22 protein-coding genes are annotated in these 26260 nt (G+C 60.4%); 15 read left to right on the top strand and 7 right to left on the bottom strand.

Annotated elements, in window-relative coordinates:
* Positions 1-7: 7 nt before the first annotated feature.
* Complete coding sequence (locus FKG95_RS24830) at positions 8-1627, top strand: thiamine pyrophosphate-binding protein (protein WP_142899148.1); 1620 nt, start codon at positions 8-10, stop codon at positions 1625-1627.
* Between the two features lie 29 nt (positions 1628-1656).
* Here FKG95_RS24830 and msrA read toward each other — a convergent pair whose 3' ends face one another.
* Both msrA and FKG95_RS24820 read right to left on the bottom strand, forming a co-directional pair.
* Positions 1657-2175 carry a peptide-methionine (S)-S-oxide reductase MsrA gene (gene msrA, locus FKG95_RS24825; protein ID WP_142899147.1) on the bottom strand — a complete coding sequence of 173 codons (519 nt, stop codon included), beginning with the start codon at positions 2173-2175 and terminating at the stop codon, positions 1657-1659.
* Between the two features lie 124 nt (positions 2176-2299).
* Positions 2300-3487 carry a DUF2235 domain-containing protein gene (locus FKG95_RS24820; RefSeq protein ID WP_142899146.1) on the bottom strand — a complete coding sequence of 396 codons (1188 nt, stop codon included), beginning with the start codon at positions 3485-3487 and terminating at the stop codon, positions 2300-2302.
* A 250-nt stretch (positions 3488-3737) separates the two neighbouring features.
* On the opposite strand from FKG95_RS24820, the gene FKG95_RS24815 reads away from it, so the two are divergent.
* The 3 genes from FKG95_RS24815 (at position 3738) to FKG95_RS24805 (ending at position 6740) form a co-directional block, all read left to right on the top strand.
* Complete coding sequence (locus FKG95_RS24815) at positions 3738-4784, top strand: sugar ABC transporter substrate-binding protein (RefSeq protein ID WP_142899145.1); 1047 nt, start codon at positions 3738-3740, stop codon at positions 4782-4784.
* Positions 4785-4899: 115 nt separating this feature from the next.
* Positions 4900-5955, top strand: a complete 1056-nt coding sequence (locus FKG95_RS24810) for an ABC transporter permease (protein ID WP_142899144.1) — start codon at positions 4900-4902, stop codon at positions 5953-5955.
* Complete coding sequence (locus FKG95_RS24805; protein WP_142899143.1) at positions 5952-6740, top strand: ATP-binding cassette domain-containing protein; 789 nt, start codon at positions 5952-5954, stop codon at positions 6738-6740. Before FKG95_RS24810 ends, FKG95_RS24805 begins: the two co-directional genes overlap by 4 nt.
* A 50-nt stretch (positions 6741-6790) precedes the next feature.
* Here the strand turns inward: FKG95_RS24805 and FKG95_RS24800 are convergent, their stop codons facing one another.
* Together FKG95_RS24800 and secA are read right to left on the bottom strand one after the other, a co-directional pair.
* The gene (locus tag FKG95_RS24800; protein WP_142899142.1) at positions 6791-7540 is read right to left on the bottom strand and encodes a class I SAM-dependent methyltransferase; all 750 of its coding nucleotides are present in this window, start codon (positions 7538-7540) and stop codon (positions 6791-6793) included.
* Between the two features lie 309 nt (positions 7541-7849).
* Positions 7850-10573, bottom strand: coding sequence for a preprotein translocase subunit SecA (gene secA, locus FKG95_RS24795; RefSeq protein ID WP_142899141.1), 2724 nt, complete (start codon positions 10571-10573; stop codon positions 7850-7852).
* A 405-nt stretch (positions 10574-10978) separates the two neighbouring features.
* Here secA and FKG95_RS24790 point away from each other — a divergent pair, with 405 nt between their 5' ends.
* The 4 genes from FKG95_RS24790 (at position 10979) to FKG95_RS24775 (ending at position 15112) form a co-directional block, all read left to right on the top strand.
* On the top strand, positions 10979-12121 hold the full coding sequence (locus tag FKG95_RS24790; protein ID WP_142899140.1) for a peptidylprolyl isomerase: 1143 nt from the start codon (positions 10979-10981) through the stop codon (positions 12119-12121).
* 274 nt (positions 12122-12395) lie between these two features.
* Positions 12396-13268, top strand: coding sequence for a peptidylprolyl isomerase (locus tag FKG95_RS24785; RefSeq protein WP_142899139.1), 873 nt, complete (start codon positions 12396-12398; stop codon positions 13266-13268).
* 138 nt (positions 13269-13406) lie between these two features.
* Positions 13407-14639 carry a bifunctional glutamate N-acetyltransferase/amino-acid acetyltransferase ArgJ gene (gene argJ, locus FKG95_RS24780; RefSeq protein WP_142899138.1) on the top strand — a complete coding sequence of 411 codons (1233 nt, stop codon included), beginning with the start codon at positions 13407-13409 and terminating at the stop codon, positions 14637-14639.
* Between the two features lie 11 nt (positions 14640-14650).
* A complete protein-coding gene (locus tag FKG95_RS24775; RefSeq protein ID WP_142899137.1) occupies positions 14651-15112 on the top strand; it encodes a (deoxy)nucleoside triphosphate pyrophosphohydrolase in 462 nt (153 codons plus the stop codon).
* 106 nt (positions 15113-15218) lie between these two features.
* Here FKG95_RS24775 and FKG95_RS24770 read toward each other — a convergent pair whose 3' ends face one another.
* Complete coding sequence (locus tag FKG95_RS24770) at positions 15219-16166, bottom strand: methyltransferase domain-containing protein (RefSeq protein ID WP_142899136.1); 948 nt, start codon at positions 16164-16166, stop codon at positions 15219-15221.
* Between the two features lie 204 nt (positions 16167-16370).
* On the opposite strand from FKG95_RS24770, the gene FKG95_RS24765 reads away from it, so the two are divergent.
* The 3 genes from FKG95_RS24765 (at position 16371) to FKG95_RS24755 (ending at position 18501) form a co-directional block, all read left to right on the top strand.
* The gene (locus FKG95_RS24765) at positions 16371-17147 is read left to right on the top strand and encodes a ComF family protein (protein ID WP_142899135.1); all 777 of its coding nucleotides are present in this window, start codon (positions 16371-16373) and stop codon (positions 17145-17147) included.
* A gap of 233 nt (positions 17148-17380) precedes the next feature.
* Positions 17381-17659 carry a glutaredoxin 3 gene (gene grxC, locus FKG95_RS24760; protein WP_142899134.1) on the top strand — a complete coding sequence of 93 codons (279 nt, stop codon included), beginning with the start codon at positions 17381-17383 and terminating at the stop codon, positions 17657-17659.
* Positions 17656-18501: a carbon-nitrogen hydrolase family protein gene (locus tag FKG95_RS24755; RefSeq protein ID WP_142899133.1), complete on the top strand. Its 846-nt coding sequence runs from the start codon at positions 17656-17658 to the stop codon at positions 18499-18501. Before grxC ends, FKG95_RS24755 begins: the two co-directional genes overlap by 4 nt.
* Here the strand turns inward: FKG95_RS24755 and FKG95_RS24750 are convergent.
* Positions 18483-19088 carry a class I SAM-dependent methyltransferase gene (locus FKG95_RS24750; protein WP_142899132.1) on the bottom strand — a complete coding sequence of 202 codons (606 nt, stop codon included), beginning with the start codon at positions 19086-19088 and terminating at the stop codon, positions 18483-18485. The two genes, FKG95_RS24755 and FKG95_RS24750, sit on opposite strands and share 19 nt — an antisense overlap.
* A gap of 114 nt (positions 19089-19202) precedes the next feature.
* Here FKG95_RS24750 and FKG95_RS24745 point away from each other — a divergent pair, with 114 nt between their 5' ends.
* Positions 19203-19727 (top strand): DUF1178 family protein, encoded by a 525-nt coding sequence (locus tag FKG95_RS24745; RefSeq protein WP_142899131.1) that lies wholly within the window; start codon positions 19203-19205, stop codon positions 19725-19727.
* A 62-nt stretch (positions 19728-19789) separates the two neighbouring features.
* Here FKG95_RS24745 and ubiG read toward each other — a convergent pair whose 3' ends face one another.
* Positions 19790-20539, bottom strand: coding sequence for a bifunctional 2-polyprenyl-6-hydroxyphenol methylase/3-demethylubiquinol 3-O-methyltransferase UbiG (gene ubiG / locus FKG95_RS24740; RefSeq protein WP_142899130.1), 750 nt, complete (start codon positions 20537-20539; stop codon positions 19790-19792).
* Positions 20540-20665: 126 nt separating this feature from the next.
* Here ubiG and FKG95_RS24735 point away from each other — a divergent pair, with 126 nt between their 5' ends.
* From FKG95_RS24735 to FKG95_RS24725, 3 genes are all read left to right on the top strand, one after another.
* Positions 20666-21886 (top strand): aspartate kinase, encoded by a 1221-nt coding sequence (locus tag FKG95_RS24735; RefSeq protein WP_142899129.1) that lies wholly within the window; start codon positions 20666-20668, stop codon positions 21884-21886.
* A gap of 44 nt (positions 21887-21930) precedes the next feature.
* Complete coding sequence (gene ptsP, locus FKG95_RS24730) at positions 21931-24393, top strand: phosphoenolpyruvate--protein phosphotransferase (RefSeq protein WP_246116888.1); 2463 nt, start codon at positions 21931-21933, stop codon at positions 24391-24393.
* A gap of 325 nt (positions 24394-24718) precedes the next feature.
* The gene (locus tag FKG95_RS24725) at positions 24719-26029 is read left to right on the top strand and encodes a helix-turn-helix domain-containing protein (RefSeq protein WP_179954270.1); all 1311 of its coding nucleotides are present in this window, start codon (positions 24719-24721) and stop codon (positions 26027-26029) included.
* Positions 26030-26260: the final 231 nt, after the last annotated feature.

Genomic DNA, 26260 nt, shown 5'->3' with positions numbered 1-26260 from the left:
TTTCGCCATGACCACGGCCGCGGAGATTCTTGCTCAGGCACTTTACGACGCAGGCTGCCGCCATGCCTTCGGGATACCCGGCGGTGAGGTCCTGACCGTCATGCACGCGCTGGCCGATGCCGGTCTCGACTTTACCCTGACCAAGCACGAGAACTCCGCCGGCTTCATGGCCGAAGGCACCTATCACGCGACCGGCGCGCCCGGCGTTCTGATCGCGACCCTGGGACCCGGCGTGGCCAACGCGGTCAACGTGATCGCCAACGCCGAACAGGACCGGGTGCCGCTGATCTTCCTGACCGGCTGCGTCGATGAAGCCACCGCCGCCGGCTACACCCACCAGGTCTTCGATCACCGCGCATTGTTGGCGCCGATCACCAAGGCCAGCTTCACCCTGGTCGACGGCGCGGTCGAGACCATCGTTGCCAAGGCCCTGACTATTGCGATGGAAGGACGGCCCGGTCCCGTGCACATCGACGTGCCCATGTCGGTCGCCGGCGCCGAACAAGTCAACCCGCGCAAAGCCGTTCCGGTGACCTACGCGCCCGTCGTGCCTGCGCCGGGACCCGATCTCGAGAAGGCCCGCGCGCTCTTTGCCGCCGCCGAGCGCCCGATCCTGCTGGCCGGTCTGGAGGTTCTGGCCCAGGGCTGCGAAGAGGGCGTCGCCGACTTTGCCCGCCGGCATCGGATTCCGGTGATCACGACCTACAAGGCCAAGGGGATTTTGCCGGAAGACGATCCGCTCGCGCTCGGCGCCGCCGGACTCTCGCCGCTCGCCGACCGGCATCTGCTGCCGCTGCTGGAACAGGCCGATCTGATTCTGCTCGCGGGGTACGATCCGATCGAGATGCGCCAGAACTGGTGCCGTCCCTGGGACCCGGAAAAGACTCCGGTGATCGAATTGACCGCCGCGCCCAATCATCACGGCATGCACGAAGTGACTGTGACATTTGTATGTCATATCGAATTGGGATTGGGGGAGATTGGGAACAATTCCGGGAAGTTTGACACCGTCCGTTGGCTCGGGGGCGAGGCGGCGGCGGTGCGCGAAGCCCTGCGCGCGGCCTTCCGCACGAATGAGGACTGGGGGCCCGGCGCGGCGATGGAGGAAATGCGCCGCCTGCTGCCGGAGAACGGCGTCGCCACCGCCGACAGCGGGGCTCATCGTATTCTGCTCAGCCAGCTCTGGGACTGCCCGCAAGCCCGCGGTTTGCTTCAGTCCAGCGGCCTCTGCACCATGGGCTGCGCCCTGCCGGTCGCCATGGGTTTCAAGCTCGCCGCGCCGGACCGACCGGTGGTCGCTTTTACCGGTGACGCCGGTCTGGAGATGATCCTGGGCGAGCTCGCGACCCTGCGGGATCTGAAGCTGCCGCTGGTGATCGTGGTCTTCATCGACCGCTCGCTGGGCCTGATCGAGTTGAAACAACGGGCCCAGGGCCTGCGCAATCTGGCGGTCGATTTCGGCGGCACCGATTTCCCGGCCTTGGCTCAAGCCCTTGGCGGAAAAGGATTTTCAGTCGACACCCGGGCCGATATGGCCGCCGCGGTCGAGGCCGGACTGGCGGCGGAAGAGGGCTTCACCCTGATCGCCGCCGAGATCGGTGCGCGTGCTTACGACGGCCGCTTCTGACGGCCGCTTTGACGATTGACCGGTCTGCGCTATTCGGCGGCATCCCTGCGCGGTAAACGCCAGTTCGGCCGCGGGAAATGGCAGGTGTAGCCGCCCGGGTGCTTTTGCAGATAGTCCTGGTGCGCATCTTCGGCTTCCCAGAAGTCGCTGGCCGGAACCACTTCGGTCACCACTTTCCCGGGCCAGAGACCGGAGGCCTCGACATCGGCAATGGTCTCGCGCGCGACGCGCTCCTGCTCGGCGTCCGCATAGAAGATGATCGAACGGTACTGGCTGCCGATATCATTGCCCTGGCGGTTTGCGGTCGTCGGGTCATGGATCTGGAAGAAGAGCTCCAGAATGTTGCGGTAACCGATGCGCTCGGGATCGAAGGTGATCTCAATGCTCTCCGCATGCCCGGTCATGCCGGTGCGGATATCAGGGTAAGTCGGGGACGAGGTCGTGCCGCCGCTGTAACCGACGCGGGTCGAGACGACGCCCGGCAGTTTGCGGATCAGATCCTGCATGCCCCAGAAGCATCCACCGGCGAGCGTTGCTGTTGCCGTCATCTCGTTCCTCCTTCTGGACTACGGTCGAAGCTATGTTTACTCGACACATTACTTAGGTCGGTTATCACCGAATTGACAGGGCTTTGGCATCACGCCTGCGTCAGGAACGGCAGTTTAGCGGGCATTAATCCTCATTTTCCGCCTTTGGCGCTTCGCCCTCGATCTCATATTTCTCCGGGAGGTTTGGCGGTTTGTAAGCACCGACGCGTCTCTCGCGTTCGATCGCGGACCAGTGTATCCGGGCGCCTTCAGCGATAAACCGCGGCTCCGACTTCGGCAGATACCAGCCTATCCAGGATTTGCGTTTCGGCCACTCCTTCAGCTTGTCGCTTTTGGGAATCCACTCCAGCAGCTTCCAGAATCCGCGCATGGAGTTATGCAGCGTGCCGCCCGGATCCGGCGGGATATAGCTGTGCTGGCTGCCTTTGCGTTTATGGCCCTTGATCAGATGGTTCATCATGGAGGTGTTCACCGACAGCCCTTGTTCTGAGGCCTCGTCCAGCAGCCACTGCAGGGGATACTTCGAGAGTGCGCTTTCTTCCTCCGGATAACCTCCGCCCACGTCCGAGTGCACGCCGGCAAACCAAACCTGTTTGATGTCTTGTTCGACCTCCTCCTCGCTTTTGTCGAAGGGATTGGCGACGAATTTTTGCGGCTGCTCCCAATGATTGAGACGGAACATACGTCGCCGCTCGTCGATCGCCATGGCATGACGGAAGATCTCGACGCTGGGGTTGCGCCGGGTGTAGGGCAGTTTCTGCAGGCTGGGAATGAAGAAGCGGTCCCGGCGCGGGACCAGGACCGAGCTGACCGTATCCCAAACGCCGAGAAACTTGATTCGGATTTGCCGCGCGGAAGCAACGCGTTGAAAGTGCCAGGCAATTTTTAGATCGTGGTTCTCGCCTGCCTGCTTATAAGCACCGAGGGCATAGTCGCAGAGGTTCGCCTGCTCCGGCCTCAGCAGGCCGATGGTGTGCAGCAGCCCGGCGAGGACCCGCGCGGTGTAGGCACCACGGCTGAAACCGAAAAGGTAGAGGCTGTCGTCTGTTTTGTAATTGTCGATCAGGAAGCGGTAGGCGCCCAGGACGTTGTCGTCCAGTCCATAGCCGGTCGCCAGCCCCAGAACGGTCTTGGTGTCCTGCCGCAACTCGGCCCAGGCATCCCGCACGGCGAGGGTGCCGACCCCCGGGTCATAGAAGACGCTTTGTTTCTGGTTCTTGCTGACCACACGGAAAAGCTTCAAGACGTTCGAGAGATTTGTCTCGATCTGGTTTCCGGTGCCATCGCAGCAGATGACAATGTTCTTCGCCACCGATTCGTCCCCCCCCTCGCGCGTATCCCTGCCTGATCGTACAACTAATTGTGCTCAGGCCAAAGCCCTCTGCATGGTTCTGGGCATACTTCTGGAGAATAGACATTCCCGCCGCATCCGGTAGTCTATGGCAAGAGTGCTCAACCAACGGCTGTTGCAGGCCTCGGCCTTGGAATTGCACTCAGCAGAACAAGAACGAACAAGCATCGCGGACAGCACCGTCCGCCCGCGACATACGGGAGGAAGAGACATGTTGAGAGAGCTTAAGTTCACTGTCGGCAGGACAACAGGCGCCGTGCTGATAGCCGCCGCAGTCTTTGCGGGGTCCTCATTCCCGGCTTATGCCGAGGGTGAGATCGTCGGCCTTATTACCAAGACCAATACCAATCCCTTTTTCGTCAAGATGAAGGAAGGCGCCGAAGCCAAGGCCGCGGAGTTGGGGATGGAACTGCGCAGCTTTGCCGGCAAATACGATGGCGACAACGAAGCCCAGATCTCTGCGATCGAGAGTCTGGTTGCGGCCGGCGCCAAAGGGATTCTGATTACGCCCTCCGATCCTGCGGCTTTGACCGATACGGTCCGGCGTGCCCGTGAGGCGGGCGTGCTGGTGATCGCACTGGATACACCCTTTGATCCGATCGATGCGGCGGACGCCACCTTTGCGACCGACAATTTCAAGGCGGGGGAGTTGATCGGCCAGTGGGCGGCGGCCAAGATGGGGGCTGATGCCGCCAACGCCAAGATCGCGACGCTGGACCTTTCGGAAGCCCAGATTACGGTGGACGTGCTGCGCAATCAGGGATTTCTCACCGGCTTTGGCATCGACGTCAAGGACGTGAAGAAGATGTATGACGAGGACGATCCGCGTCTCGTCGGCGGCGATTCGACCCGCGGCTCCGAGGAGGGCGGACGCACTGCCATGGAGAACCTTCTACAGAAAGATCCCGGGATCAATCTCATCCACACCATCAACGAACCGGCGGCGGCGGGTGCTTATGAAGCGCTGAAGGCCTTCGGGAAAGAGCAGGATGTTCTGGTGGTTTCCGTCGACGGTGGTTGCCCGGGTGTGCAGAACGTCGCCGACGGTATCATCGGGGCCACCTCTATGCAGTTCCCGCTCAAGATGGCGGCGCTCGGAGTCGAGGCTATCGCCGACTTCGCTGCCACGGGCGCAAAACCCAAGAACACACCGGGTCTCGATTTTCTCGACACCGGCGTGACTCTCATCACCGACCAGCCTGTCGAGGGCGTGCCATCAGTCTCCTCCAAGGAAGGGCTGACCCAGTGCTGGGGCTGATCTTAACGGCATGACAGCCGCAGTGTTGCGCCGGAGTTTGCTTGGCCGGGGTTCGGCTGCACCGACTGGCGGACTTCGGCCGCAGCAATAGCCAGGAGAGAGGGGGACAGTCTCCATGTCGGATAGGGAAACGCCCAGCCTGGCGCGCGACAGGGCAGAGGTCGCATCTTTCCAGGACGAGGCCCATGGGCCGCTTGCCAGGCTGCACTACTTTCTCCATGCGAACCCGACGGCCGCGCCTTTAATCGTGCTGCTGCTGAGTCTGCTTGCCTTTGGTCTCGTCGCGGGGGAGCGTTTTTTCACTCCCTTCAATTTCTCCCTGATCATACAGCAGGTGACCGTGATCGGGATCCTGGGTGTTGCGCAGACCCTGATCATCATCACGGCCGGCATCGATCTTTCGGTCGCAGCGATCATGGTGCTGAGTTCGGTGGTCATGGGGCGCTTGGGGGTGGTTTACGGCCTGCCGGTCGGCTTCGCCCTGATGGCGGGATTTGCCGTGGGCACGCTTTGCGGGCTGGTGAATGGTTTCCTCATCACCCGTTTGCGCCTACCGCCGTTTATTGTGACGCTCGGTACCTGGTCGATCTTCTTTGCGCTGAACCTCTGGTATTCCGATGCGCAAACCCTGCGCAGTTCCGACATCGACCGCCTGGCGCCCCTGCTCAAGTTTTTCGGCGAGCGTGTTGGGATCTTTGGCGCACAATTCACCTACGGGTCTTTCCTCATGATCGGCCTCTTCGCGCTCTTCTGGTACATCCTGAACTGGACCGCCTGGGGCAGGCACATCTACGCGGTGGGCGATGATAAGGACGCCGCCGAATTGTCTGGAATCCGGACAGACCGAACGCTGATTTCGGTTTACGCCGTGGCCGGCGCAATCTGTGCGCTGGGGGGATGGATCGCGATCGGGCGTCTGGGATCGGTCAGCCCGCAAAGCTTTTATGAGGGAAATCTTGATGCCATCACAGCGGTTGTGATCGGCGGCTGCTCGCTCTTCGGCGGGCGCGGCTCGATCCTGGGTACGCTCATTGGGGCGCTGACGGTCGGTGTCTTCCGCTCGGGCCTCAAGCTCGCCGGCGTCGAGGTGCTGTGGCAGGAATTTACGGTCGGACTTCTCATCATCGTCGCCGTGGCCCTGGACCAGTGGATCCGGAAAGTTTCGACATGACGGGTCGCGAACCAAAACCTGGCGCGCCCCAACCTGTGCTGCAGGCGCGCGGACTGGTGAAGCGCTACGGGCGCGTGGTCGCCCTTGATCATGCGGAATTCGAGCTCTATCCGGGCGAGGTGCTCGCTGTCATCGGCGACAACGGGGCGGGTAAGTCGACCCTGATCAAAAGCCTGAGCGGTGCTGTGGTCCCGGATCAGGGCGAGGTCCGGCTTGATGGGCAGCCGATCCGGTTCCGGTCTCCGATGGAGGCTCGCGCGGCGGGCATCGAGACGGTTTATCAGAACCTTGCCCTTTCGCCTGCGCTTTCCATTGCGGACAATCTTTTTCTGGGGCGGGAAATCCGCGCCGGCGGTCTGGCGGGGTCTTTGTTCCGCAAGCTTGACCGGTCAGAGATGCGGCGCATCGCCCGCGAGAAACTCAGTGAACTGGGCCTCACGACCATTCAGAATATCGATCAGGCGGTGGAAACCCTCTCGGGCGGACAACGCCAGGGCGTCGCCGTCGCGCGGGCCACCGCCTTCGGGTCGAAGGTGGTCATTATGGATGAGCCGACCGCCGCGCTCGGCGTTAAGGAAAGCCGCCGGGTCCTGGATCTGATCCTGGACGTCAAGGCCAGGGGCCTGCCCATCGTCCTGATCTCGCACAACATGCCCCATGTCTTCGAGATCGCGGACCGCATTCACGTCCACCGGCTGGGCCGGCGGATCGCTGTCATCCGGCCGCAAGACTGTTCCATGTCAGACGCGGTTGCCATCATGACCGGCGCCATGGAGCCGCCCTAACCGGCGGTTTGACGGGGCTTCTCACCGACGATCCAACCGTCAAGCGCGAGTTAACTGCCCGCATCCAACGCGTCGGAATTTCTGTCTCGGACCTTTTGGATATGAACCTGCCTGCCGATGTAGATGATGTCCAGATCATTGCGTTTTAGCCTCATGAAAGCGTTGATGGCTGCGCAGGGGTTATCGGATGCGTGTGAATAAAAATGCCAAAGGTAGTCATCGAATATCATGATGCCGCCGACTTTGAGCAGTTTGAAGGCCCTCACGGCATCGACCACGACATCGTCAACGTGATGGGATCCATCAATGTAGATGAAGTCGTACTGCGGTTTGCCGTCGATGCTCTCGAAAAATGCGAAAGAAGTGCCTTTAAACTTCTCGATCCGAGAAGCGTATTCGCTCAGGTTCTCGTCGAATTTCTGTTCGATCAGTTCAAGGCCGTCGTGGCCTATATTCTCTTCACCGCCTTGCCAGGTATCGACGCATGTCAGGTGCATATTCTTAAATTCAGATACCAGGAAAACAGACGACGCGCCTTCGAATGAGCCGACTTCGAGAGCTTTGATCGATTGTTTTTCGTGAAACTTCTTGTCTTCAAACGTCAAAAGCCAATTAGGTATATTTACTGAAAACCAATCGGAAGAGAAATTTCCATTGGCATACCTGGAGCGATAGTCTTTCCGCAGGTCGCGAAATTTTGAAAGCCGGATTTTCCGAAATTTCCCCAGCATGTACTTACAAATCGAAGCAACGGGCGCACCCGTTCTATACATGAAAAAACAGTTGCCGAGACTACTCATGCCTTTAGCCTTTATTGCTCAAAATCACCGATTCCTGCCGGCCTCATGGTTCTGAGTTTAAACCGGACACGACAGATCGGTTGGCGCTGTTTCATTATTTTTGGAGGTAACCGCCGGAAAAAGGGGATGGTGCATCTTGGATGCTGCCAGATCACAGCGGTTTGTATAGCGCAAGTACTGACCGGGTGTATAGAGCTGCAGGTGATACTGTAGCCGTCAAAAAGTGAGTGAGTGTTGCGCCGTCAAGAAGCTGTGCGGCCCGGATACTGTCTGTGATCTCAGTACCGGAGTCTGTTTGCCGGCAAATGCTTAGAGTTTGCCGTGGCAATGCTTGTACTTTTTGCCTGACCCGCAGGGGCAGGGCGCGTTACGTTGCACTTTGCCCCAGGTGGTAGGGTCGTTTGGATTGAGATTAGCCGAGGCTGCACGGGTCTGGGTTGGTTGAGCACTTTCCGCGGCTTCTCCGGCTGGCGCACCGGCGCCGACGAGGGCCGGGTCCTGGCGGGTTTCGTGCATTTCCTGCGGCGCGCGCTGAAGCTGCACGGCTTCCGGATCTGCGACGCGCAGTTCAAGACGGCTGAGCATCATGGTGACCTCGTCACGGACCTCGGACAGCATGGCCTCGAAGAGTTCAAAGGCTTCTTTTTTGTACTCGTTGAGAGGATCACGCTGACCGTAGGCGCGCAACGCGATGCCGTGACGCAGGTGGTCCAACGACAGGAGATGGTCTTTCCACTGCTTGTCGAGTACGGACAGCAGGACCTGCTTCTCCACGGAGTGCCAGATTTCAACACCGTGGTTAGCGGTTCTGGCGGCCATTTTCTTGTCGGCGGCTTCGGTGATGCGCTGGCGGATTTCCTGATCCGCAATGCCTTCTTCCTTGGCCCAGTCGGCAACCGGCAAATCAAGATTGAACAAGCGCAGGGTTTCTTCGTGAATGCTGCCGACTTCCCACTGTTCGGCATAGGCATTGGCCGGGATACAGCGGGTGATAAGGTCTTCGATCACCTCGTGGCGCATATCGACGATGGTTTCGTGGACTTCGGTCGCCCGCATCAGGTCCTTACGCTGCTCATAAATGACTTTACGCTGATCATTCATGACATCGTCGAACTTCAGGAGGTTCTTACGAACTTCGAAGTTGCGGGCTTCGACCTTCTGCTGGGCTTTCTCGAGCGCTTTGTTAACCCAGGGGTGGACGATGGCCTCGCCCTCCTGCAGGCCGAGCTTCTTCAGCATGGAATCCATGCGCTCGGAACCGAAAATGCGCATCAGATCGTCTTCCAGGCTGAGGAAGAACTTGGAAGCGCCCGGATCGGCCTGGCGGCCTGAACGGCCACGGAGCTGGTTGTCGATGCGGCGGCTTTCGTGCCGTTCGCTCGAGATCACGAACAAGCCCCCGGCTTCTCGTGCGACTGCGGCCTTGGCTTTCACATCGGCTTCGATTTCGGCGATCTTGGCGGCGCGTTGAGCCTCGTCTTCGATCGCTTCTGCTTCCTGCTTGACGCGCATATCGACGTTGCCGCCAAGTTGAATATCGGTACCACGGCCGGCCATGTTGGTGGCGATGGTCACAGCACCTGGCGCTCCGGCCTGAGCGATGATGAAGGCTTCCTGCTCGTGATAGCGGGCGTTCAGGACCTTGTGCTCAATCTTCTCTTTCTTCAGCAGCGCGGCCAGATGCTCAGACTTCTCGATTGAGACGGTGCCGACCAGAACCGGTTGCTTACGCGCCGTGCATTCGCGGATCAACTCGATGATCGCATTGTCTTTCTCGGTCGCGGTGCGATAGACCTCATCGTCGTGATCCAGACGGATGAAGGGCAGATTGGTGGGAATCTCGATAACGTCCAGATTGTAGATGTCCGAGAATTCCGCGGCTTCCGTCATGGCCGTACCGGTCATGCCTGCCAGCTTGGGATAGAGGCGGAAGTAATTCTGGAAGGTGATGGACGCGAGAGTCTGGTTTTCTTGCTGGATCTTCGCGTTTTCCTTGGCTTCCAAAGCCTGATGCAGGCCTTCGGAGAAGCGCCGGCCCTCCATCATTCGCCCTGTGAATTCATCGATGATGACGACTTTGTCTTCCTTGACGATGTAGTCTTTGTCGCGCTGGAAGAGCTTGTGGGCGCGCAGGGCCTGATTGACGTGGTGCAGCACGCTGACGTTATCGATGTCGTAGAGCGACCCGCCCTCCAGCATGTCGACTTCCTGCAGAAGCTCCTCCATCCGCTCCGTGCCGGACTCTGTCAAGGTAACCGCGCGGGCCTTTTCGTCCATCTCGTAGTGTTCGGGCTCAAGTTTCGGGATCAGAACATTGATCTTGATGTAGAGCTCCGAGGAGTCTTCGGCAGGACCCGAAATAATCAGAGGCGTACGTGCTTCGTCGACGAGAATCGAGTCCACTTCGTCGACAATAGCGTAGTTGAAATCCCGCTGGACCATGTCTTCCAGCTGGAACTTCATATTGTCGCGCAGATAATCAAAGCCGAATTCGTTATTGGTTCCATAGGTGACGTCACAGCCGTAAGCCGCGCGGCGCATCTCGTCCGGGAGGCCGGAGACGATGCAGCTGACCGTCAAACCCAGGAACTTGTATACCTGACCCATCCATTCCGAGTCGCGCTGGGCAAGATAGTCGTTCACAGTCACGACGTGGACGCCCTGACCGGAAAGGGCATTGAGGTAAACCGCCAGAGTCGCGACCAGGGTTTTACCTTCACCGGTCTTCATTTCCGCGATCTGACCGCGGTGCAGAACCATGGCGCCGACCATCTGGACATCGAAATGGCGCTGTCCAAGGGTTCGCTTCGCCGCCTCGCGAACGGTCGCAAAAGCCTCGACCATCAGATCGTCCAGCTTTGCGCCGTCATTCAGCCTTTGGCGGAATTCGACAGTTTTTGCTCGTAGATCTTCATCGCTAAGGGCTTCAAGCTCTGGTTCGAGAGCGTTGATGGCGTCGACAGTCTGACTCATACCTTTGACGTAACGGTCGTTAGCAGAACCAAACAGCCGCTTTGCAAGCGCGCCGAACATTTATGACCTCGAACAGAAATTAATCGGGAACTGTGCAGAACACGGAGTGACAAATAGGCGTCCGCGAGGTGCCTGTCAACGCTGGCAGCCCGCAGCAAGAGGGGATCAAGTGGCCTTTTGATTCCCACCTGCCGGGATTTAACCATAATCGTGAAGGCAATTGAGTTCTCTGTGTAATTTTCCTGACTGCGCAGTGACGGGGCGCGCGCCGGACTGGAGTTGGGGGTGCGATGCCCTTGTCGAGGCTGGTCTGACATGCAAGATGAGATGGCAGAAGGGTAATCGGCGGCTCCGGTACAATGGCTGAGGGGCGCGCGAATGCGCTTCTGAGCAGCCGAAGGCGCCCTTTGACGCAGTCGGCAGTAACTTCCTTCACCGCGGATCTGGAAATTTAAGGAACTCATTGTGACGCGACCATACGACCGGAGCCCCTCGCGCCAGAGACTCCCACACCAGTCCGCCATGGCCGCTTTTCTGGGCTTATGTGCCCTGGCGGTGCCTCTTAGGCTTCAAACGCTTGCGGACGGGGTCGGCTTGAACGTCCGGGTTGTTTCCCTGGCTCAGGCCGAGTCGGATTTGGCTCCGTCGAACGCGGAAAGCCTGCCGAACCTGGAGTATTCGGCAGAATCGGACATCCCCGGCTCCGGTGCTATCCCGAAATCCGGCTCTTCCGTGCCCGCAGGCCGCGCGTCACCTCTGGTGATTGAGCCTATTGCGCCACCAGCCGGTTATGTGGGCAACGCCGTAAGTAAGCCGGGTGGTGCGGCGGATGTTGACGTCCTGACCCTGGGGAGCGCCATGCAGGAGATGATCAGGCGCAATCCCGTCGTTGCCGAAGTAGACGGCGAGGAAATCCGGTGGAAAGACGTGATCGAGTCCGCGGGCGACCTGCCGGAGGAGTATCAGAGCCGCCTCGAATCTGTTTTTCCTGCCCTCTTGGACCGCCTGATTGACCTGAAGTTGCTGGCCAACGCCGCGCGGGAAAAGGATTTGGATGATGACAAGGATCTGCGGCGCCGGGTGAAGTCCTACGAGGATATCCTTCTCAGGGATGCCTATATGGCCCAGACGGTGGCGCCTGATATCGCCGAAGCGGATGTCCGCGCCCGCTATTTCGAGGTCTTGCGGGCCAACGCCGGAATGACGGAACGTCATTTGCGCCATGTCGTGGTTGAGAGCCGCGAAGAAGCCTTGGCCGTCGTGCAATCTCTAAATGACGGGCTGGATTTCTCCGAATTGGCGAAGAATTATTCGATTGGCGGCTCGGCGGCCGACGGTGGAGATCTTGGCTTTATGCGCCGGGACAGCCTGGCTCCTGACTTCGCGGCCGCCGCTTTTGATTTAACTGTCGGAAGCTACAGCAGCCGGCCATTGAGGACCGAATTCGGGTGGCACGTGATCAAGGTCGAGGCCGAGCGCAAGGCCAGCCTTCCGGTCTACGAGGAACTGGCACCCAAGCTGCGTGACGAGTTGGCCAGAGAGCGTATCGGCGCGGTTCTGAAGAAATTGCGCGCCGACGCGGACCTGGATCTGTTCCCCGAGAACTGAAGCGCGCGGATACAGAGCCCTCATCTGCCCCGGATCCGGAACTTAAGACGTCGTTGCGGGTAAAGCGGGGTCTCGGTTTGACTGATTGCGCTGTCAAACCTCCAGGGTTCTTCCCGGTTTATTCGGCGAGAGAGAAACGTCGGGAGTCACCCAACTGTTATACGAGCGGGCTTGTGCCCGGACGGCCCGCGTGCAACAAAAACGCTCAATTCAAGAAGAAAGGTCCGGATTTCGGCTTTGTTCCGAAGGTTGGCCTGATAAAGGAGTCGCTGACATGCGCATCAAGCATCTTTTGGTCCCAGCATTTTGTGCCCTCTCGGTCGCATTTGCACCACCGGTTCAGGCACAGGACAGCGCGGCTGAAGATCCCGTTGTAGCCCGGGTCGGCGGTGAAGATATCCTGCAATCCGAGGTTCTGGCACTGGCCCAGACCCTGCCGCCGCAGCAGCAGGCGCAGATTGCCCTGATTTTTCCACAGCTCGTCGAACAGGTGATCGATCTCAAGCTGGTTGGGGATGCCGGACGTGCTGCCGGCCTGGCAGAGGATGAAGAGGTCGTCCAGCGTGTGAAGGAGTCGGAAGACCGCATTATCTCGCAAACCTACATCGTGCGTGAGATCGAGGCGCAGGTGACCGACGAAAAGCTGCAGGCCGAGTATGATAAGTTCGTGCAGGAGAACCCGGCGTCCAAGGAAGTGCGGGCCCGCCACATCCTGGTCGAGGAAGAAGAGCAGGCCAAGGCGCTCATTACGGAGCTTGATGGGGGCGCTGATTTCGCAGCTCTTGCCGGCGAGCATTCGACCGGTCCCTCCGGCGCGCAGGGCGGTGATCTGGGCTATTTCGGCGAAGGGCAGATGGTGCCGGAGTTTTCCGAAGCCGCCTTTGCCATGGAAGTCGGTCAGCACAGCGCAACGCCGGTACAGACTCAGTTCGGCTGGCACATCATCAAGGTTGAAGACAGCCGGCTTGCCGAGCAGCCCTCTTTCGAAGAGATGGAGGAGAACCTGCGCTCCGAGCTCTCTCGCGGTGTGTATCTGGAGATGATCGCGAAACTCCGCGAAAACGCCGACATCGAAATCGTAACGCCTGAAGCTGCAGAGCCTGCGGAAGGTGATGAGGCGCCCGCAGGCGAGGGGACCAGCCAGTAAATTTCGGCGGTTGTTCGCCGCATCGGCGGCTCGTATCGTCTGAAATCGCGGTTTCAAGAGTCCCGGCCTTCCGGTTTCTGAAGGGCGGGGATAAGTTGCCGCGTTGTCAAGCACGATAGCCGCAGGAGTGGAAGTGCGATGTCTTTGAAAGTCTCTCCTCTCGCACCGGCGGCATTCCCTGCGATGCCGCCGCTTGCCGGGCTGGAAGTTACGACCGGGGCCTGCGGCCTGAAGTACCGGGACCGCACGGACGTCTGCGTGATGGTCTTCGATCCCGGCACCACGGTGGCCGGGGTCTTGACCCGTTCGTTGACTGCCTCGGCGCCCGTGCTCTGGTGCCGCGAGGCCTTATCCCAGGGCAGCGCCCGGGCGCTTGTGGTGAATTCCGGCAACGCCAATGCCTTCACGGGCGCGGCGGGGACCGGCTCGGTGGAGCGGACCGTTGGCGCTGTGGTGGACCTTATCGGCTGTGCGCCGGAAGAAGTCTTTATCGCTTCGACCGGCGTCATTGGAGAGCCCCTGCCAGACGATCGCCTGACCTCGGCGCTCGCGGATCTGGCCAAGCTTCTGCGGACGGACGCCTGGCCGGAAGCGGCGGCGGCGATCATGACCACCGACACCTACCCCAAGGGCGCAACCCGCAGCACCGAGATCAATGGAACCCAGGTCACCATCAATGGCATTGCCAAGGGCTCCGGTATGATCGCGCCGGATATGGCGACCATGCTCTCCTTCATTGCCACCGATGCCGCGCTGCCCTCGGCCGTGTTGCAGTCCCTTTTGACACAAGCGAATGAGCGGACGTTCAATTCGATCACGGTGGATGGGGATACCTCGACAAGCGATACGCTTTTGCTTTTCGCGACCGGTAAGGCAGATAATCAGGCGATCTCGTCGGCGGAGGATCCCGCCCTCACAGCTTTCCGGGAGGCGCTCGAGGATCTGCTGCAGGATCTGGCGATCCAGGTGGTGCGCGACGGCGAGGGCGCCAGCAAGTTCGTGACCATTGATGTGTCCGGTGCCGAAACGCCCAGCGCGGCGCGGCGCATTGGCCTTGCAATCGGCAATTCGCCGCTGGTGAAGACGGCGGTGGCCGGCGAGGATCCCAACTGGGGGCGCATCGTTATGGCGGTCGGCAAGGCCGGCGAGCGCGCGGACCGTGACCGGCTCTCCATCCAAATCGGCGGGATTGAGGTGGCGAAAAACGGCTGGGTTGTTCCGGGATACGATGAAACCCCTGTCGCGGCCCATATGAAGGGCCAGGACATCGATATTGCAGTGGACGTGGGCGTCGGCGAGGGCGCGGCGCGGGTCTGGACCTGCGATCTCGGTCACGGCTACATCGATATCAACGCCGATTATCGCAGCTAGAGATAAATAACATGGCAGACGAAACGGATCTTGGAGGCTGCTGGGCGGCCGGTGAACGGGCGACGGCAACGGCGAAGCCGCTGGTTTTCGTTGCGGCGGTTGCGTTGATCGATACCGATGGCCGTGTCCTGATTGCGCAGCGTCCGCCGGGCAAGTCGATGGCCGGGCTATGGGAGTTCCCGGGCGGCAAGCTGGATGCTGGGGAAACCCCCGAGCAGGCTTTGGTGCGTGAGCTAGAGGAGGAGCTCGGGATCGACACCCGCGAGAGCTGCCTGGCCCCTTTGGCCTTTGCATCGCACAGCTATGATGATTTTCACCTGCTGATGCCGCTGTTTGTCTGCCGCATCTGGCAGGGCACGGTGACACCCAGGGAAGGTCAGGTGCTCAAATGGGTACGTCCCGCGCGCATTGGCGACTATCCTATGCCTGAAGCCGATGTGCCCCTGGTCGCGCAGCTGCGCGACCTCCTCTAAGCCACCGCGCAACTGCGCGACCTGCTTTAGGTCACCGCGCAACTGCGCGACCTGCTTTAGGCCCCGCGCACTTGCGCAACGGATTCTCAAATAATAACCGCAGGGTTCAGTCCGGTTTGTCCCGGCTGCTGATCGGTAAACCGGTGCTGTCATCCGTGCCCCGTTCGGGCACGCCCAGCGCGTCGGCCAGCCTGCTGCGGGCACTGCCCGGACGCAGCGGCTGCTGCTGCGAAGCGTCGGGGGCCCAGCCGGTCAGCGTCAGAACATCGAAGGTCGCCGCTATGCGGCCTTCGGAATCCCCATACTCTTCCTGATAGATTTCTGCGGCGCGAAAGAGTGTGGCGCGCCGCGTGAGCGTCCGGCGCCGGTCGTGGATGGCATTGGTCTCGCCCATGCCGCGCAGATCCTGCATCAGCTTCAGGGCATTCGGGTAACTCACGGTGATCCGGTCCGCGTCGGCGACAGGCAGGGCAAAACCAGTGCGTTGCAGCAGGGCCCCCGCGTCGCGCAGGTCCGCCAGGGGCGAGAGACGCGGACTGGCGCCGCCTTCCTGCTCGATCTCGGCCTGCAGCCAGGCGTTTCTGAGCTCGTGCAGGGTCTCGCCGCCCAGCATTGTGCCCAGAAAGAGACCGTCCGGCTTGAGAACCTGCCGGATCTGGATCAGTGCTCCGGGCAGATCATTGGTCCAGTGCAGATTGAGGTTTGAGGTCACAAGCTCAAAGCTTGCCGCGGCAAAAGGCAGGTGTTCCTCATCCGCGGCAACGACTGTACGGGGTGAACGCCCCCGCTGCGCCGCCTCGGCCATCGCGGGGGAGAAGTCGCTGCGCACCAGTAAGCCGGTATCGGCCTTTTCCGCGAGTATGTCTGCCAGTTCGTTGCCGCGAGAGCCCAGGTCCAGGCAGGTTGGAAAGGTCCGGGCGATATCCAGCAGCCGGTCCGCCATGCTTTGGGCAACGGCGTCGAAGAGAAAGCTGAAGTCGCCGATCCGCTCCGCGGCGCGATCCCGGTGCCGGCGCACCAGTGACCGGTCGAACACGTTCATTGCATCGCTCATGACGACATCCGTTGTCTCTGGCCGATTGTTCTACTTGAGTAGCGTTACTTATGCCTGTTTCGGGCGATATCAAAGTTCCGGGGTCTTGGCAAACGGCCACTGCCCCAATTGAAGTTTCCAAAAAAAAAAGCCGCAGCCGTCAGGCGCGGCCCGCAAGAACTGAGCGATTGATTTCCCATGGTTGCACGGGGCATGTTTCTATTCATGCAATCTGTTGTGGAGATCGGGCGCCGCGTGCTGGACGCCGTTTTACCGCCCACCTGCGCCAAGTGCCGCGTGGTGGTGGAGCGCAACGGCACGCTCTGCGCCGATTGTTGGAAGGATCTGCGTTTTCTCGCCCCACCCTGGTGCCGGAGTTGCGGTTTCCCTTTTGAATTCGACGGGGCCGAGGCTGGTATGTCTGGGACTGCGAGCTCTCGGGATCCCACCGGCAATGCTCCCCTCTGCGGCGACTGCCTGCAGAGCCCCAAAGCCTTCGATCGGGCGAGATCGGCTCTGGCCTACGATGATGCCAGCCGGAGTTTGATCCTTGCGTTCAAGCATGCTGATCGGACAGAGACGGTTCTGAACCTCGCGGGCTGGATGGCGCTCGCCGGCGCGGAGCTTCTCGATGACGCGGATCTTATCGTCCCTGTCCCACTGCACTGGGTGCGATTGTTCACGCGCCGCTACAATCAGTCTGCGCTGCTGGCGCAAAAGCTCGCTGAGCGCTGTCACAAACCCTTTCATCCGCGGATTCTCGAACGGCGGCGCGCGACACGGCCGCAAGGGCATCTCAGCCGCGCCGCACGCCGCGACAACGTGGCTGGCGCGTTTCGTGTCCCAGGATCGATGGTGCCGGAAATCCGGGACCGCAGAGTGCTCTTGATCGACGATGTCTACACAAGCGGCGCAACGGTCGCGGCCTGTGTCGCTTCGTTGCGGAAGAACGGCGCCGGGGCGGTCGATGTTTTGACGCTCGCCCGGGTTCTGCGCAGCTGAGGCGCCGCTGGGCGACCGGAAGCGGTAAAATTAAGGTGATTTGAGCATTCGCAGCTGTAAATTGGCGGTGACGACCCCAAATCTCCAGGGTTATATAAGATTCTGTGTCTGGAGTGCGTTCGCTCCCCTATGAGAGTGGTCCGCTCCTAACACTTTGTTTTACTTTGCGGTTTTTTCGCTAAAGCAGTGAAAAAGCTGCGCGCCACGGGCGTAACTGAGATTTAGAGAGTACGATGTCGGAACAACAGTCACCTGCGATCGAAGTCTATTCAAGCATGCTGTGCGGTTTTTGCGCGCGGGCGAAACGCCTGCTCGAAGCGAAGGGCGCGAAGTACGATGAAATCGATATCATGCTGCAGCCCAGGCGGCGTCCTGAGATGATCCAGCGCGCGGGCGGCCGCACAAGTGTGCCGCAGATCTTCATCGATGGCCGGCATATTGGCGGCTGCGACGACCTATATGCCCTTGAACAGCAAGGCAGTCTTGATCCGCTTTTGATGAAAGCCTCTTGAGCGCAACGCCCAATAGCGGGGCGCCCTTTACCGCGGCCTGCATCCAGACGAACACCGGGCCTGATCATGCGCCGAGCCTCAAAGCCGCCGAGGCGCTGATTCGTGAGGCGCATGGCGCAGGTGCAGACCTGATCATGACCCCCGAGGTGACGTCGCTCCTGGAGTCACGGCGCGCGGCCGCCCTGGAGAAGTCACTTCCGGAGGAGAGCCACCCCGGTATCCCCCTCTTTCGCGCGCTGGCCGCCGAGCTGCAGGTCTGGCTGCTTGCCGGTTCTTTCGGGATCGGTTTGGGCGACAACAAGATTGCCAACCGCTCCTTCCTGTTCGGTCCTGATGGCAACGTCAAGGCGCGCTACGACAAGATCCACATGTTCGACGTGGAGATTCCCGATGGCCAGACCTACCGGGAATCTGCGACTTATCGGGCCGGCGAAAAGGCGGTTGTGACCGATCTGCCGTGGGGGCGGCTTGGACTGACGATCTGCTACGACCTTCGCTTTCCTCCGCTATACCGGGTTCTCGCGGAAGCGGGAGCGTCATTTATCACCGTGCCGTCCGCCTTTACCCGACTGACCGGTGCCGCCCACTGGCACACGCTGCTGAAGGCGCGCGCGATCGAGACCGGCTGCTACATCTTCGCACCGGCCCAGTGCGGGACACATGCCGGCGGGCGGGAAACCTACGGCCATTCGCTGATCGTATCGCCCTGGGGAGAGGTGCTGGCAGAAGGAGGCGAGGAGCCCGGAGTAGTGATGGCGAAAATCGACCCCGCGGCCGTCGGTAAAGCCCGCTCGATGGTGCCTTCCCTGACCAACGTGAGGGACTACGCACCCCCGGACTGAGGGGGCCGAGGTCTAAACCCTTCCTCCCGCTGGGCGCAGATACGCTGGATTGCTGCCGGTTTCGGCTTATCCACGATGAGATCTTCGTAAGCCAGGACACGCAGTCGTCCCGCGACAGCCTCCAGCAGTTCGCCCGGTTCCAGCAGGAAATCCGGGTTCGAGGGGCGCCCGAACTGCTCGTTACCTCGAGCGAAAGTCTCATAAATCAGTACGCCGCCCGGCGCGATGGATTCCACGATCTGGGGCAGTATTGGGCGGTAAAGATAGTTTGTGACGACGACGCCTGCGAAACTGCCTGGCGTGAATGGGAAGGGACCGCCGCCTTCCAGATCGCACTCAAGGGTCTCGAAGCGGCCCGGCGGTGTCGCATTTTCCCGCAAATCAACGAGGCGGCTCAGGTCCCGATCGGCCGCCTGCACGGGATGTCCCAACCCCAGGAATAGACGGCTGTGGCGGCCCCCGCCGCAGGCCAGGTCCAGGACGCGGCCGCCTGATGGAACGTGACACGCGAAACGCCGGACCCATTCCGAGGGATTGCTGCCCGTTAACTCGGATTTTGGGGGCGGTGCGGGCGTTTCAGGTGTCATTTTTCTTGATCCTATGGTGTATCGCGAGTCTTATCATTGATTGAGTGCCTTGGAGATAGCATTTTTTGACCTGCCCAGGGATCTGAGTGCCTTCGATCGGATGGATTTGGCGGAATGATAGTTTTTGATCTGAGATGTAAAAAAGAACATGTCTTCGAGGCATGGTTTAAAGACAGCGCCGCCTACCACGAACAGGTCGAAGCGGGCGTTGTGCGTTGTCCCGTCTGCGGGTCCAGCCGGGTCGAAAAAGCTCTCATGGCGCCAAACGTCGCAACGCGCCGTCAGAATAAGGAGCCTGCGCAGGCTGAGTCCGACCAGAGCTCCGCGCAGATGGGGGAAGTCATCGCACCCGCGGCATCGCCCGCGAATTCCCTGCAGGCCCAGGGATCGGTGACCACAAACGCCGATCTGGAAAAGGTGACGGAGGTTATGCGCGCACTCACCGAGTTGCGCGAAAATGTCGAGCGCGAGTGCGACTACGTGGGAGATGACTTTGCCGAGGAAGCGCGCAAAATTCACTACGGTGAGCGAGAGCCCCGCGGCATCTATGGCGAGTCCAGCGATGAAGACGCCAAAGCCCTGGAAGAAGAAGGGGTTGAGTTCGCCCGGGTCCCTTGGGTTCCCCGTCACGACTCCTGAAGAAGCCTGAGTTCTGGCGCTCAATCGCGGCACCTGCCGCCCGTGCCACGCCAGAGAGAGACCTAAGGCTTGGTCGCGAACAGCATATAGTTCACATCCAGATCCCGCCGGGAGAGACGCCAGCGGCCGTTGACCGGGTTGTAAACAACACCGCTCATATCACCGATATCCAGTCCCTGGGCGCGCAATAGGCCCGCCAGCTCCGACGGGCGAAGGAACTTTTGCCAGTCATGGGTCCCGCGCGGCAGCCAGCGCAGGACGTACTCCGCCCCCAAAATGGCCATGAGATAGGATTTTGGTGTGCGGTTAAGGGTCGAGGCGACCATCGCGCCGCCCTCTTTCACCAGAGCACAGGCGGCTTTGGAAAAAGACGTCACGTCAGCCACATGCTCAATGACCTCCATGTTCAGGACCACATCGAAACTCTGCTTTTCCGCAGCAAGATCTTCGGCGGAGGTGTGACGGTAGTTGATTTGGAGGCCGTTCTCGGCGGCATGGGTGCTCGCGGTTTTGATATTCTTTTCGGCTGCATCGATCGCGGTTACGTCTGCGCCCAGCCGGCAGAGCGGCTCGCTCAGCAGGCCGCCGCCGCAGCCGATATCCAGTATACTGAGACCGGCAAGAGGCTGGTCCGACAAAGGATCTTTCCCGAAGTGCCGGGCGGCAAGATCGCGAATGTAGCCCAGACGGGTTGGATTGAGCTGGTGCAGGGGTTTGAATTTACCTGACGGATCCCACCATTCCGCGGCGATGGCTGAGAATTTCTCGATCTCCTGCGGGTCGACGCTCGTGTGGTCCTGCAGCTTGGTCATATCCTGGTTCCGATAATATTACAGCCGGGCCCGGGCGGTTTACTTGCCACCAGCCCCTCGTAAAGAGTATGGATAGCCGCCGCACTGCGGGCAACCTGATCGTTCTCTTTTTATTTCAAGGTCGTTATGTCCCGAATCGTGATGAAATTCGGTGGTACTTCGGTGGCTGATCTGGATCGCATCCGCCACGTCGCCCAACGGGTCAAGGCTGAGGTGGATGCCGGCCACGAGGTCGCCGTTGTTGTGTCCGCCATGTCCGGTGTCACCAATCAACTGATCGGCTACGTGGATTCTGCCGGTAAACTGGCTGATTTGCGGGAGTACGACGTCGTTGTCTCTTCCGGTGAACAGGTGACCAGCGGACTGCTGGCCATCGTCCTGCAGTCGATCGGCGTGAATGCCCGTTCCTGGCTGGGCTGGCAGGCGCCGATCAGAACCGACGGCAGCCACGGCAGCGCGCGTATCCGCGAAATCGAGGTGGAGGATCTGATCCGGCGCTTCGGCGAAGGCCAGGTCGCGGTTTTTGCCGGGTTCCAGGGGATCGGCCCGGATGGCCGCATCTCAACTCTTGGCCGTGGCGGGTCTGACACCTCCGCCGTTGCGCTGGCCGCCGCGCTGAAGGCCGATCGCTGCGATATCTATACCGATGTCGATGGGGTTTATACGACGGACCCGCGCATCGTTACCAAAGCCCGCAAACTGGACAAAATAACCTACGAAGAGATGCTTGAGATGGCGTCGCAGGGCGCAAAGGTCCTACAGACGCGCTCGGTTGAGATGGCCATGAAACATTCGGTGCGCGTGCAGGTGCGCTCGAGTTTCAACGACGCCGAAGGCACGCTGGTTGTTGACGAGGATGAAATCGTGGAAGACGCACTTGTAAGTGGAATCGCCTATAGCCGGGATGAGGCCAAGATCACTCTGATCCGGGTTCCCGACCGCCCGGGTATCGCCGCAGGGATTTTCGGACCTCTGGCGGACGCCTCGATTAACGTGGATATGATCGTTCAGAGCTATTCCGCGGATGGTAACTCGACCGATATGACCTTCACTGTGACGAAAACCGATATGGATCGGGCCGTTTCGGTGCTGGAAGAGCTCCGGGATGAGCTGAAGTACGACGCCTTGACCTCCGATCCCAACGTCGTCAAGGTTTCGGTGATCGGCGTCGGAATGCGCAGTCACGCCGGTGTGGCCAAGAAAATGTTCACCACATTGGCGGACAAGGGCATCAACCTGCAGGTTATTTCCACATCGGAGATCAAGGTCAGTGTCCTGCTGGCGGAGGAGTACGCCGAGCTGGCTCTGCGCAGCCTTCACACAGCCTACGGCCTTGATGCTGCATAAAACGCAACACATTTTGTCGCGATCTCGTGTAAGATCATCGCATCATGAATGCACCGCCTCACAATCCGAAGACACAGAAAGATGCGGGAAAATCGGCATCCTTGCGCGATTCTACGACTCCCGAACCGCTGGGCGATAAGCCGCCTGCCGGCGCGCCTGTGCCTGTCGAGGAGCGGTTGCCGCCGGGCCCGCAGCGCCTGACCAAAACACCGGATCCAAAGTCCCTGGACATTAAAGCCCACGATGGCCGGGCCCATGAGTGGGCCGGATCGCGGCGCTTGCTGCGCCTGCTGCGGGATTTGATGAAGGAGCGCGGCAGTAGCCAGGCCAAACTCGATAATATCGTCAAGCTGATCGCTCAGGATATCGTGGCGGAGGTCTGCTCCATCTATGTCCTGCGCCCGGGCGATGTGCTTGAACTCTTCGCGACCATGGGTCTGAAGCCTGAAGCTGTGCATCAGACACGCTTGCATGTTGAAGAGGGTATTGTCGGACAGGTGGCTGCGCTGGCTTTGCCCTTGGCCTTGTCCGATGCGCAGAAACATCCGAATTTCGCTTATCGGCCCGAGACAGGCGAAGAAATCTATCAGTCGCTGCTTGGCGTGCCGATCCTGCGTGCCGGCCGTGTGCTCGGCGTTCTGGCTGTGCAGAATGTAACTTCCAGGAATTACACAGACGAAGAAGTCGAAGCGCTCGAGACAGTCGCCATGCTTCTGGCCGAGCTCTTTGCAGGCGGTGAAATCGCCCTGCTGGAAGATGAAACAGCTGGTACCGGCGGCGGCAGGCCGATGCGCCTGGACGGTTTGATGCTCAACGAAGGGCTGGCGACCGGGCAGGCCGTTCCGCATACACGCGGTATTGTGATCTCTCAGGTGATTGCCGATGACCCCGAGGTTGAACGTGGGCGCCTGATCACGGCTGTTGCCGAGATGCGCGGGGCAATTGACGGCCTTCTGGCGCGCGCTGACATCGCGGAGCTGGGTGAGCACCGGGAAGTGCTCGAGGTCTATCGCATGTTCGCCGAGGATAGAGGCTGGATCGGCCGGATCGATGAAGCCATTCTCAGCGGCCTCACGGCCGAAGCGGCCGTTGAGAAGATTCAGGTGGCAACCCGCGCCCGCATGGCAAAGGTCAAGGACCCTTACCTTAAAGAGCGCCTTTCCGATCTGGAAGACCTCGGCAACAGGCTGCTGCATCATCTCCTGGATCCCGAGGGTACGGACACGCAGGATCTGCCCGAAGATATGGTCCTGATAGCACGGAACCTGGGGCCTGCGGAGCTTCTGGACTACGATGCCGAGCGTTTGCGGGCTGTGGTGCTGGAGGAGGGCTCGCCGACGGCTCACGTCGTGATCATGGCACGCGCCCTGAACATTCCTGTGATCGGGCGTTGCCGGGATATCGTCACTTCAGTGCGCTTTGGTGATCAGGTTGTTGTCGACGCCGACAACGAACAGGTTCTCTTGCGGCCCAACGAGGAGGTTCAGGAGAGCTTCTCCAGCATGATCGCGGAGCGGGACCGCCGTCAGGAGATGTTTGCGGCGACACGCGACCTGCCGCCCGTCACCGCCGACGGACAGCGGGTTTCCCTGAATATCAATGCCGGGCTTCTGATCGATATTCCGCACCTCCACGACAGCGGCGCCGATGGGATCGGGCTTTATCGCACGGAAATTCCCTTCATGGTGCGCGATACCTTTCCGGGTGTGACGGCACAGACTGAGCTCTACAGCCGGATCGTGGAACAGGCGGAGGGAAAGCCGGTCGTCTTCCGCACGCTGGATGTCGGCGGGGACAAGGTGTTGCCTTACTGGCAAGGTGAGGTGGACGAGAACCCGGCCATGGGCTGGCGGGCCATTCGAATCGGTCTGGACCGTCCGGCGGTTCTGCGGCAGCAGATCCGGGCCTTGCTGAGGGCGTCCGAAGGGCGCGAATTGCGGATCATGTTTCCCATGATCAGCGATGTTGCCGAGTTCGACGATGCCCGGGCCTTGCTGGAGCGCGAAATCGAACGGGCCGCGAAGAAAGACGAGAAGCTGCCGACGGTGGTGAAAGTCGGGCTGATGCTGGAGGTTCCGTCGCTGGTCTGGCAACTGCCGGCGCTCCTGGAAAAAGTCGACTTCCTGTCCGTGGGCAGTAACGACCTCTTTCAATTCCACTTTGCCGCCGACCGCGGGAATCCGCGGCTTGCACGGCGCTATGACGTGCTTGCGCCGGGTTTCCTGAAGCTCCTTCACAGCGTTGCCAATCAGGCACAGGAAAAGGATGTAAGCCTCTCGCTCTGCGGCGACATGGCTTCGCACCCGCTGGAGGCCATGGCCCTGCTCGGTTGCGGATTCGAGAGTCTGTCCATGCCCGCACCGAGTATCGCCCCCATAAAAACGATGGTCCGCAGTTTGAAGCTTGATCCTTTACGCGATCTGCTGCCGTCGTGGCTGGAACTGCCGGACCACAGCTTGCGGAGTCACCTGAAAAGCTACGCCGAAGAGCAGAGGGTTGATCTCTAGGCAGGAGATCGATCTCCACCTCAAGAAGCCATGCAACACGGCCTCAACAAATGCCAAGGTGACGACTTCTCGATCCAGACCTGTCCCGAGCGCAGGCCCTTGAGTGCCCGCTTTGCAAATTTTCGCGTTTTGCGGCAGGTTTTGTGGTAAATTCCGGACACAAAGACGGATAAACGCGGCTCAAATGGGACATCCGCACAAATTTCCGAAAACTGCATCAGAGGTTTTGACACTGAAAATAAAAACCCATTGTTAACCAAGATGATTTAGTTTTCTGTGATGCTTAGCTTTTCCATGTCACTAACATCATGGCGTGAATCCTGTTGTGAAGCCTAAAAAAGACAATCAAGAACCCATTCTGAACGCCGGCGAGACGAGCCTTGCCGCCCCTGAACCGGTTTCTTCGCTCCTTCGACGTCACCGCAAGCAAACGGGCCAGGACCTCAAGACGGTCGCCCAGGCATTGCGCATCCGCTATGTCTACCTCGAGGCGATTGAGCAGGGCCGTTACGATGCCCTGCCCGGATCGACGTACGCGCTTGGTTTCATTAAGACTTATGCCGAATATCTCGATCTCGACGAAGAAGAAATTGTCCAGAGATTCCGAGAGGACGTCGATGGCCTCGACGATCAAACACAGCTGGTGTTTCCGTCTCCAGTCCCTGAGGGCAAGGTGCCCGGCGGCGCGATCCTGCTGGTCGCGCTGATCATGGGCGCGCTGGCCTATGGCGGCTGGTACGGGCTTTCCAGCCGCGACTCAAGGTTGGTGGACTTCATCCCCGCCCTGCCGGATCGCTTGCAGGCTCTGTTTCAGGATGAGTCTGCAGAGCCCGAAAGCGCCATAGCCACTGTCGAGAACACGCCTGCCGAGGCCCCGGTGGCGGAGAACAAATCCGAGGAGAACGCGTCGGGGGAAAGCGCAGCCGAATCCGGGACGGGCGGCGCTCCGGCTGCTGCGGAGAGCGCCGTCGCGGCGGTTGCCACGGCACAGCCTTCGGCACCCGCACCGAGCCCCGAGCCATCTCAGACCAGCCAGACCGCCGCGCCGGCGGCCACGCCTGCGCCTGCGGCGACCACTTCCGAACCCTCCAGTACGCAAACCACGGCGAGCATCGCCGCTGTGCCTGCGGCCCCCGCCCAGACCCAGGCCCAGGCCCCCGCCCAGACCCAGGCCCAAAGTCAGCCGGCTACCGCGGCTGGGAGCACGGTGCCGCAGACTGGTACGACGGTCATTTCGTCTGAAACGGTCACAAGCCTGAGCTCGAGCGAGACCGAGATTCCCGCGGCGCCCGCTGCACCCATTCCGACCCAGACCGTGTCGGTTCCCGATGCAACGCAGCCGCAGGTTTACGGCGAGGACAATGCCGATGCGCGCATTATCCTACGTGCGACGCAAGATGCCTGGGTCCAGGTCAGGGATCGTTCCGACGAACTGCTGCTCACCCGGGTTCTGCGGGAAGGTGACGTCTACCGGGTTCCGAACGAGGAGGGGCTGACCCTTTTGACCGGAAATGCCGGTGGCATCGAGGTTCTTGTCGACGGCACGCTGATGGCCCCATTGGGACCCGTAGGCTCGGTCCGACGGGATCTCGCGCTTGATCCCCAGGTTCTCCTGGCCGGCGCCACGCAGCAGTAGCACCCGCTATTCAACAAGCGATCTTGTGCCGCGCTCCCTGCGCCCTTGAAGTTTGGGTGCAAAGAGCGCATTTTCCGCCTTGAAAACAGCCGCAGGCCATGTGGCAGGTTTTTGTACGCCAAGAGTTGAGACGGTCATCGACAGGCCGGAGGCTTTGGGCGGTCAGACGTCCGGGGCCTGCGCCTGTTGCCGTGAGCATCCGCAGAGGTCAGCGGGTTTGCTCTTGAGGGA

The sequence above is a fragment of the Denitrobaculum tricleocarpae genome (genome assembly GCF_007004665.1).
GTDB lineage: Bacteria > Pseudomonadota > Alphaproteobacteria > Kiloniellales > Kiloniellaceae > Denitrobaculum > Denitrobaculum tricleocarpae.
The sequence above is the reverse complement of the archived record's forward strand: the minus strand, read 5'-3'. Positions and strand labels throughout refer to the sequence as shown.

Bases quoted from the DNA above. Each gene is read 5' to 3' on its own strand.
- FKG95_RS24830 (WP_142899148.1), top strand. From the start codon at position 8: ATGACCACGGCCGCGGAGATTCTTGCTCAGGCACTTTACGACGCAGGC.
- msrA (WP_142899147.1), bottom strand. From the start codon at position 2,175: ATGACGGCAACAGCAACGCTCGCCGGTGGATGCTTCTGGGGCATGCAG.
- FKG95_RS24815 (WP_142899145.1), top strand. From the start codon at position 3,738: ATGTTGAGAGAGCTTAAGTTCACTGTCGGCAGGACAACAGGCGCCGTG.
- FKG95_RS24810 (WP_142899144.1), top strand. From the start codon at position 4,900: ATGTCGGATAGGGAAACGCCCAGCCTGGCGCGCGACAGGGCAGAGGTC.
- FKG95_RS24805 (WP_142899143.1), top strand. From the start codon at position 5,952: ATGACGGGTCGCGAACCAAAACCTGGCGCGCCCCAACCTGTGCTGCAG.
- FKG95_RS24800 (WP_142899142.1), bottom strand. From the start codon at position 7,540: ATGAGTAGTCTCGGCAACTGTTTTTTCATGTATAGAACGGGTGCGCCC.
- secA (WP_142899141.1), bottom strand. From the start codon at position 10,573: ATGTTCGGCGCGCTTGCAAAGCGGCTGTTTGGTTCTGCTAACGACCGT.
- FKG95_RS24785 (WP_142899139.1), top strand. From the start codon at position 12,396: ATGCGCATCAAGCATCTTTTGGTCCCAGCATTTTGTGCCCTCTCGGTC.
- argJ (WP_142899138.1), top strand. From the start codon at position 13,407: ATGTCTTTGAAAGTCTCTCCTCTCGCACCGGCGGCATTCCCTGCGATG.
- FKG95_RS24775 (WP_142899137.1), top strand. From the start codon at position 14,651: ATGGCAGACGAAACGGATCTTGGAGGCTGCTGGGCGGCCGGTGAACGG.
- FKG95_RS24770 (WP_142899136.1), bottom strand. From the start codon at position 16,166: ATGAGCGATGCAATGAACGTGTTCGACCGGTCACTGGTGCGCCGGCAC.
- FKG95_RS24765 (WP_142899135.1), top strand. From the start codon at position 16,371: ATGCAATCTGTTGTGGAGATCGGGCGCCGCGTGCTGGACGCCGTTTTA.
- grxC (WP_142899134.1), top strand. From the start codon at position 17,381: ATGTCGGAACAACAGTCACCTGCGATCGAAGTCTATTCAAGCATGCTG.
- FKG95_RS24750 (WP_142899132.1), bottom strand. From the start codon at position 19,088: ATGACACCTGAAACGCCCGCACCGCCCCCAAAATCCGAGTTAACGGGC.
- FKG95_RS24745 (WP_142899131.1), top strand. From the start codon at position 19,203: ATGATAGTTTTTGATCTGAGATGTAAAAAAGAACATGTCTTCGAGGCA.
- ubiG (WP_142899130.1), bottom strand. From the start codon at position 20,539: ATGACCAAGCTGCAGGACCACACGAGCGTCGACCCGCAGGAGATCGAG.
- FKG95_RS24735 (WP_142899129.1), top strand. From the start codon at position 20,666: ATGTCCCGAATCGTGATGAAATTCGGTGGTACTTCGGTGGCTGATCTG.
- ptsP (WP_246116888.1), top strand. From the start codon at position 21,931: ATGAATGCACCGCCTCACAATCCGAAGACACAGAAAGATGCGGGAAAA.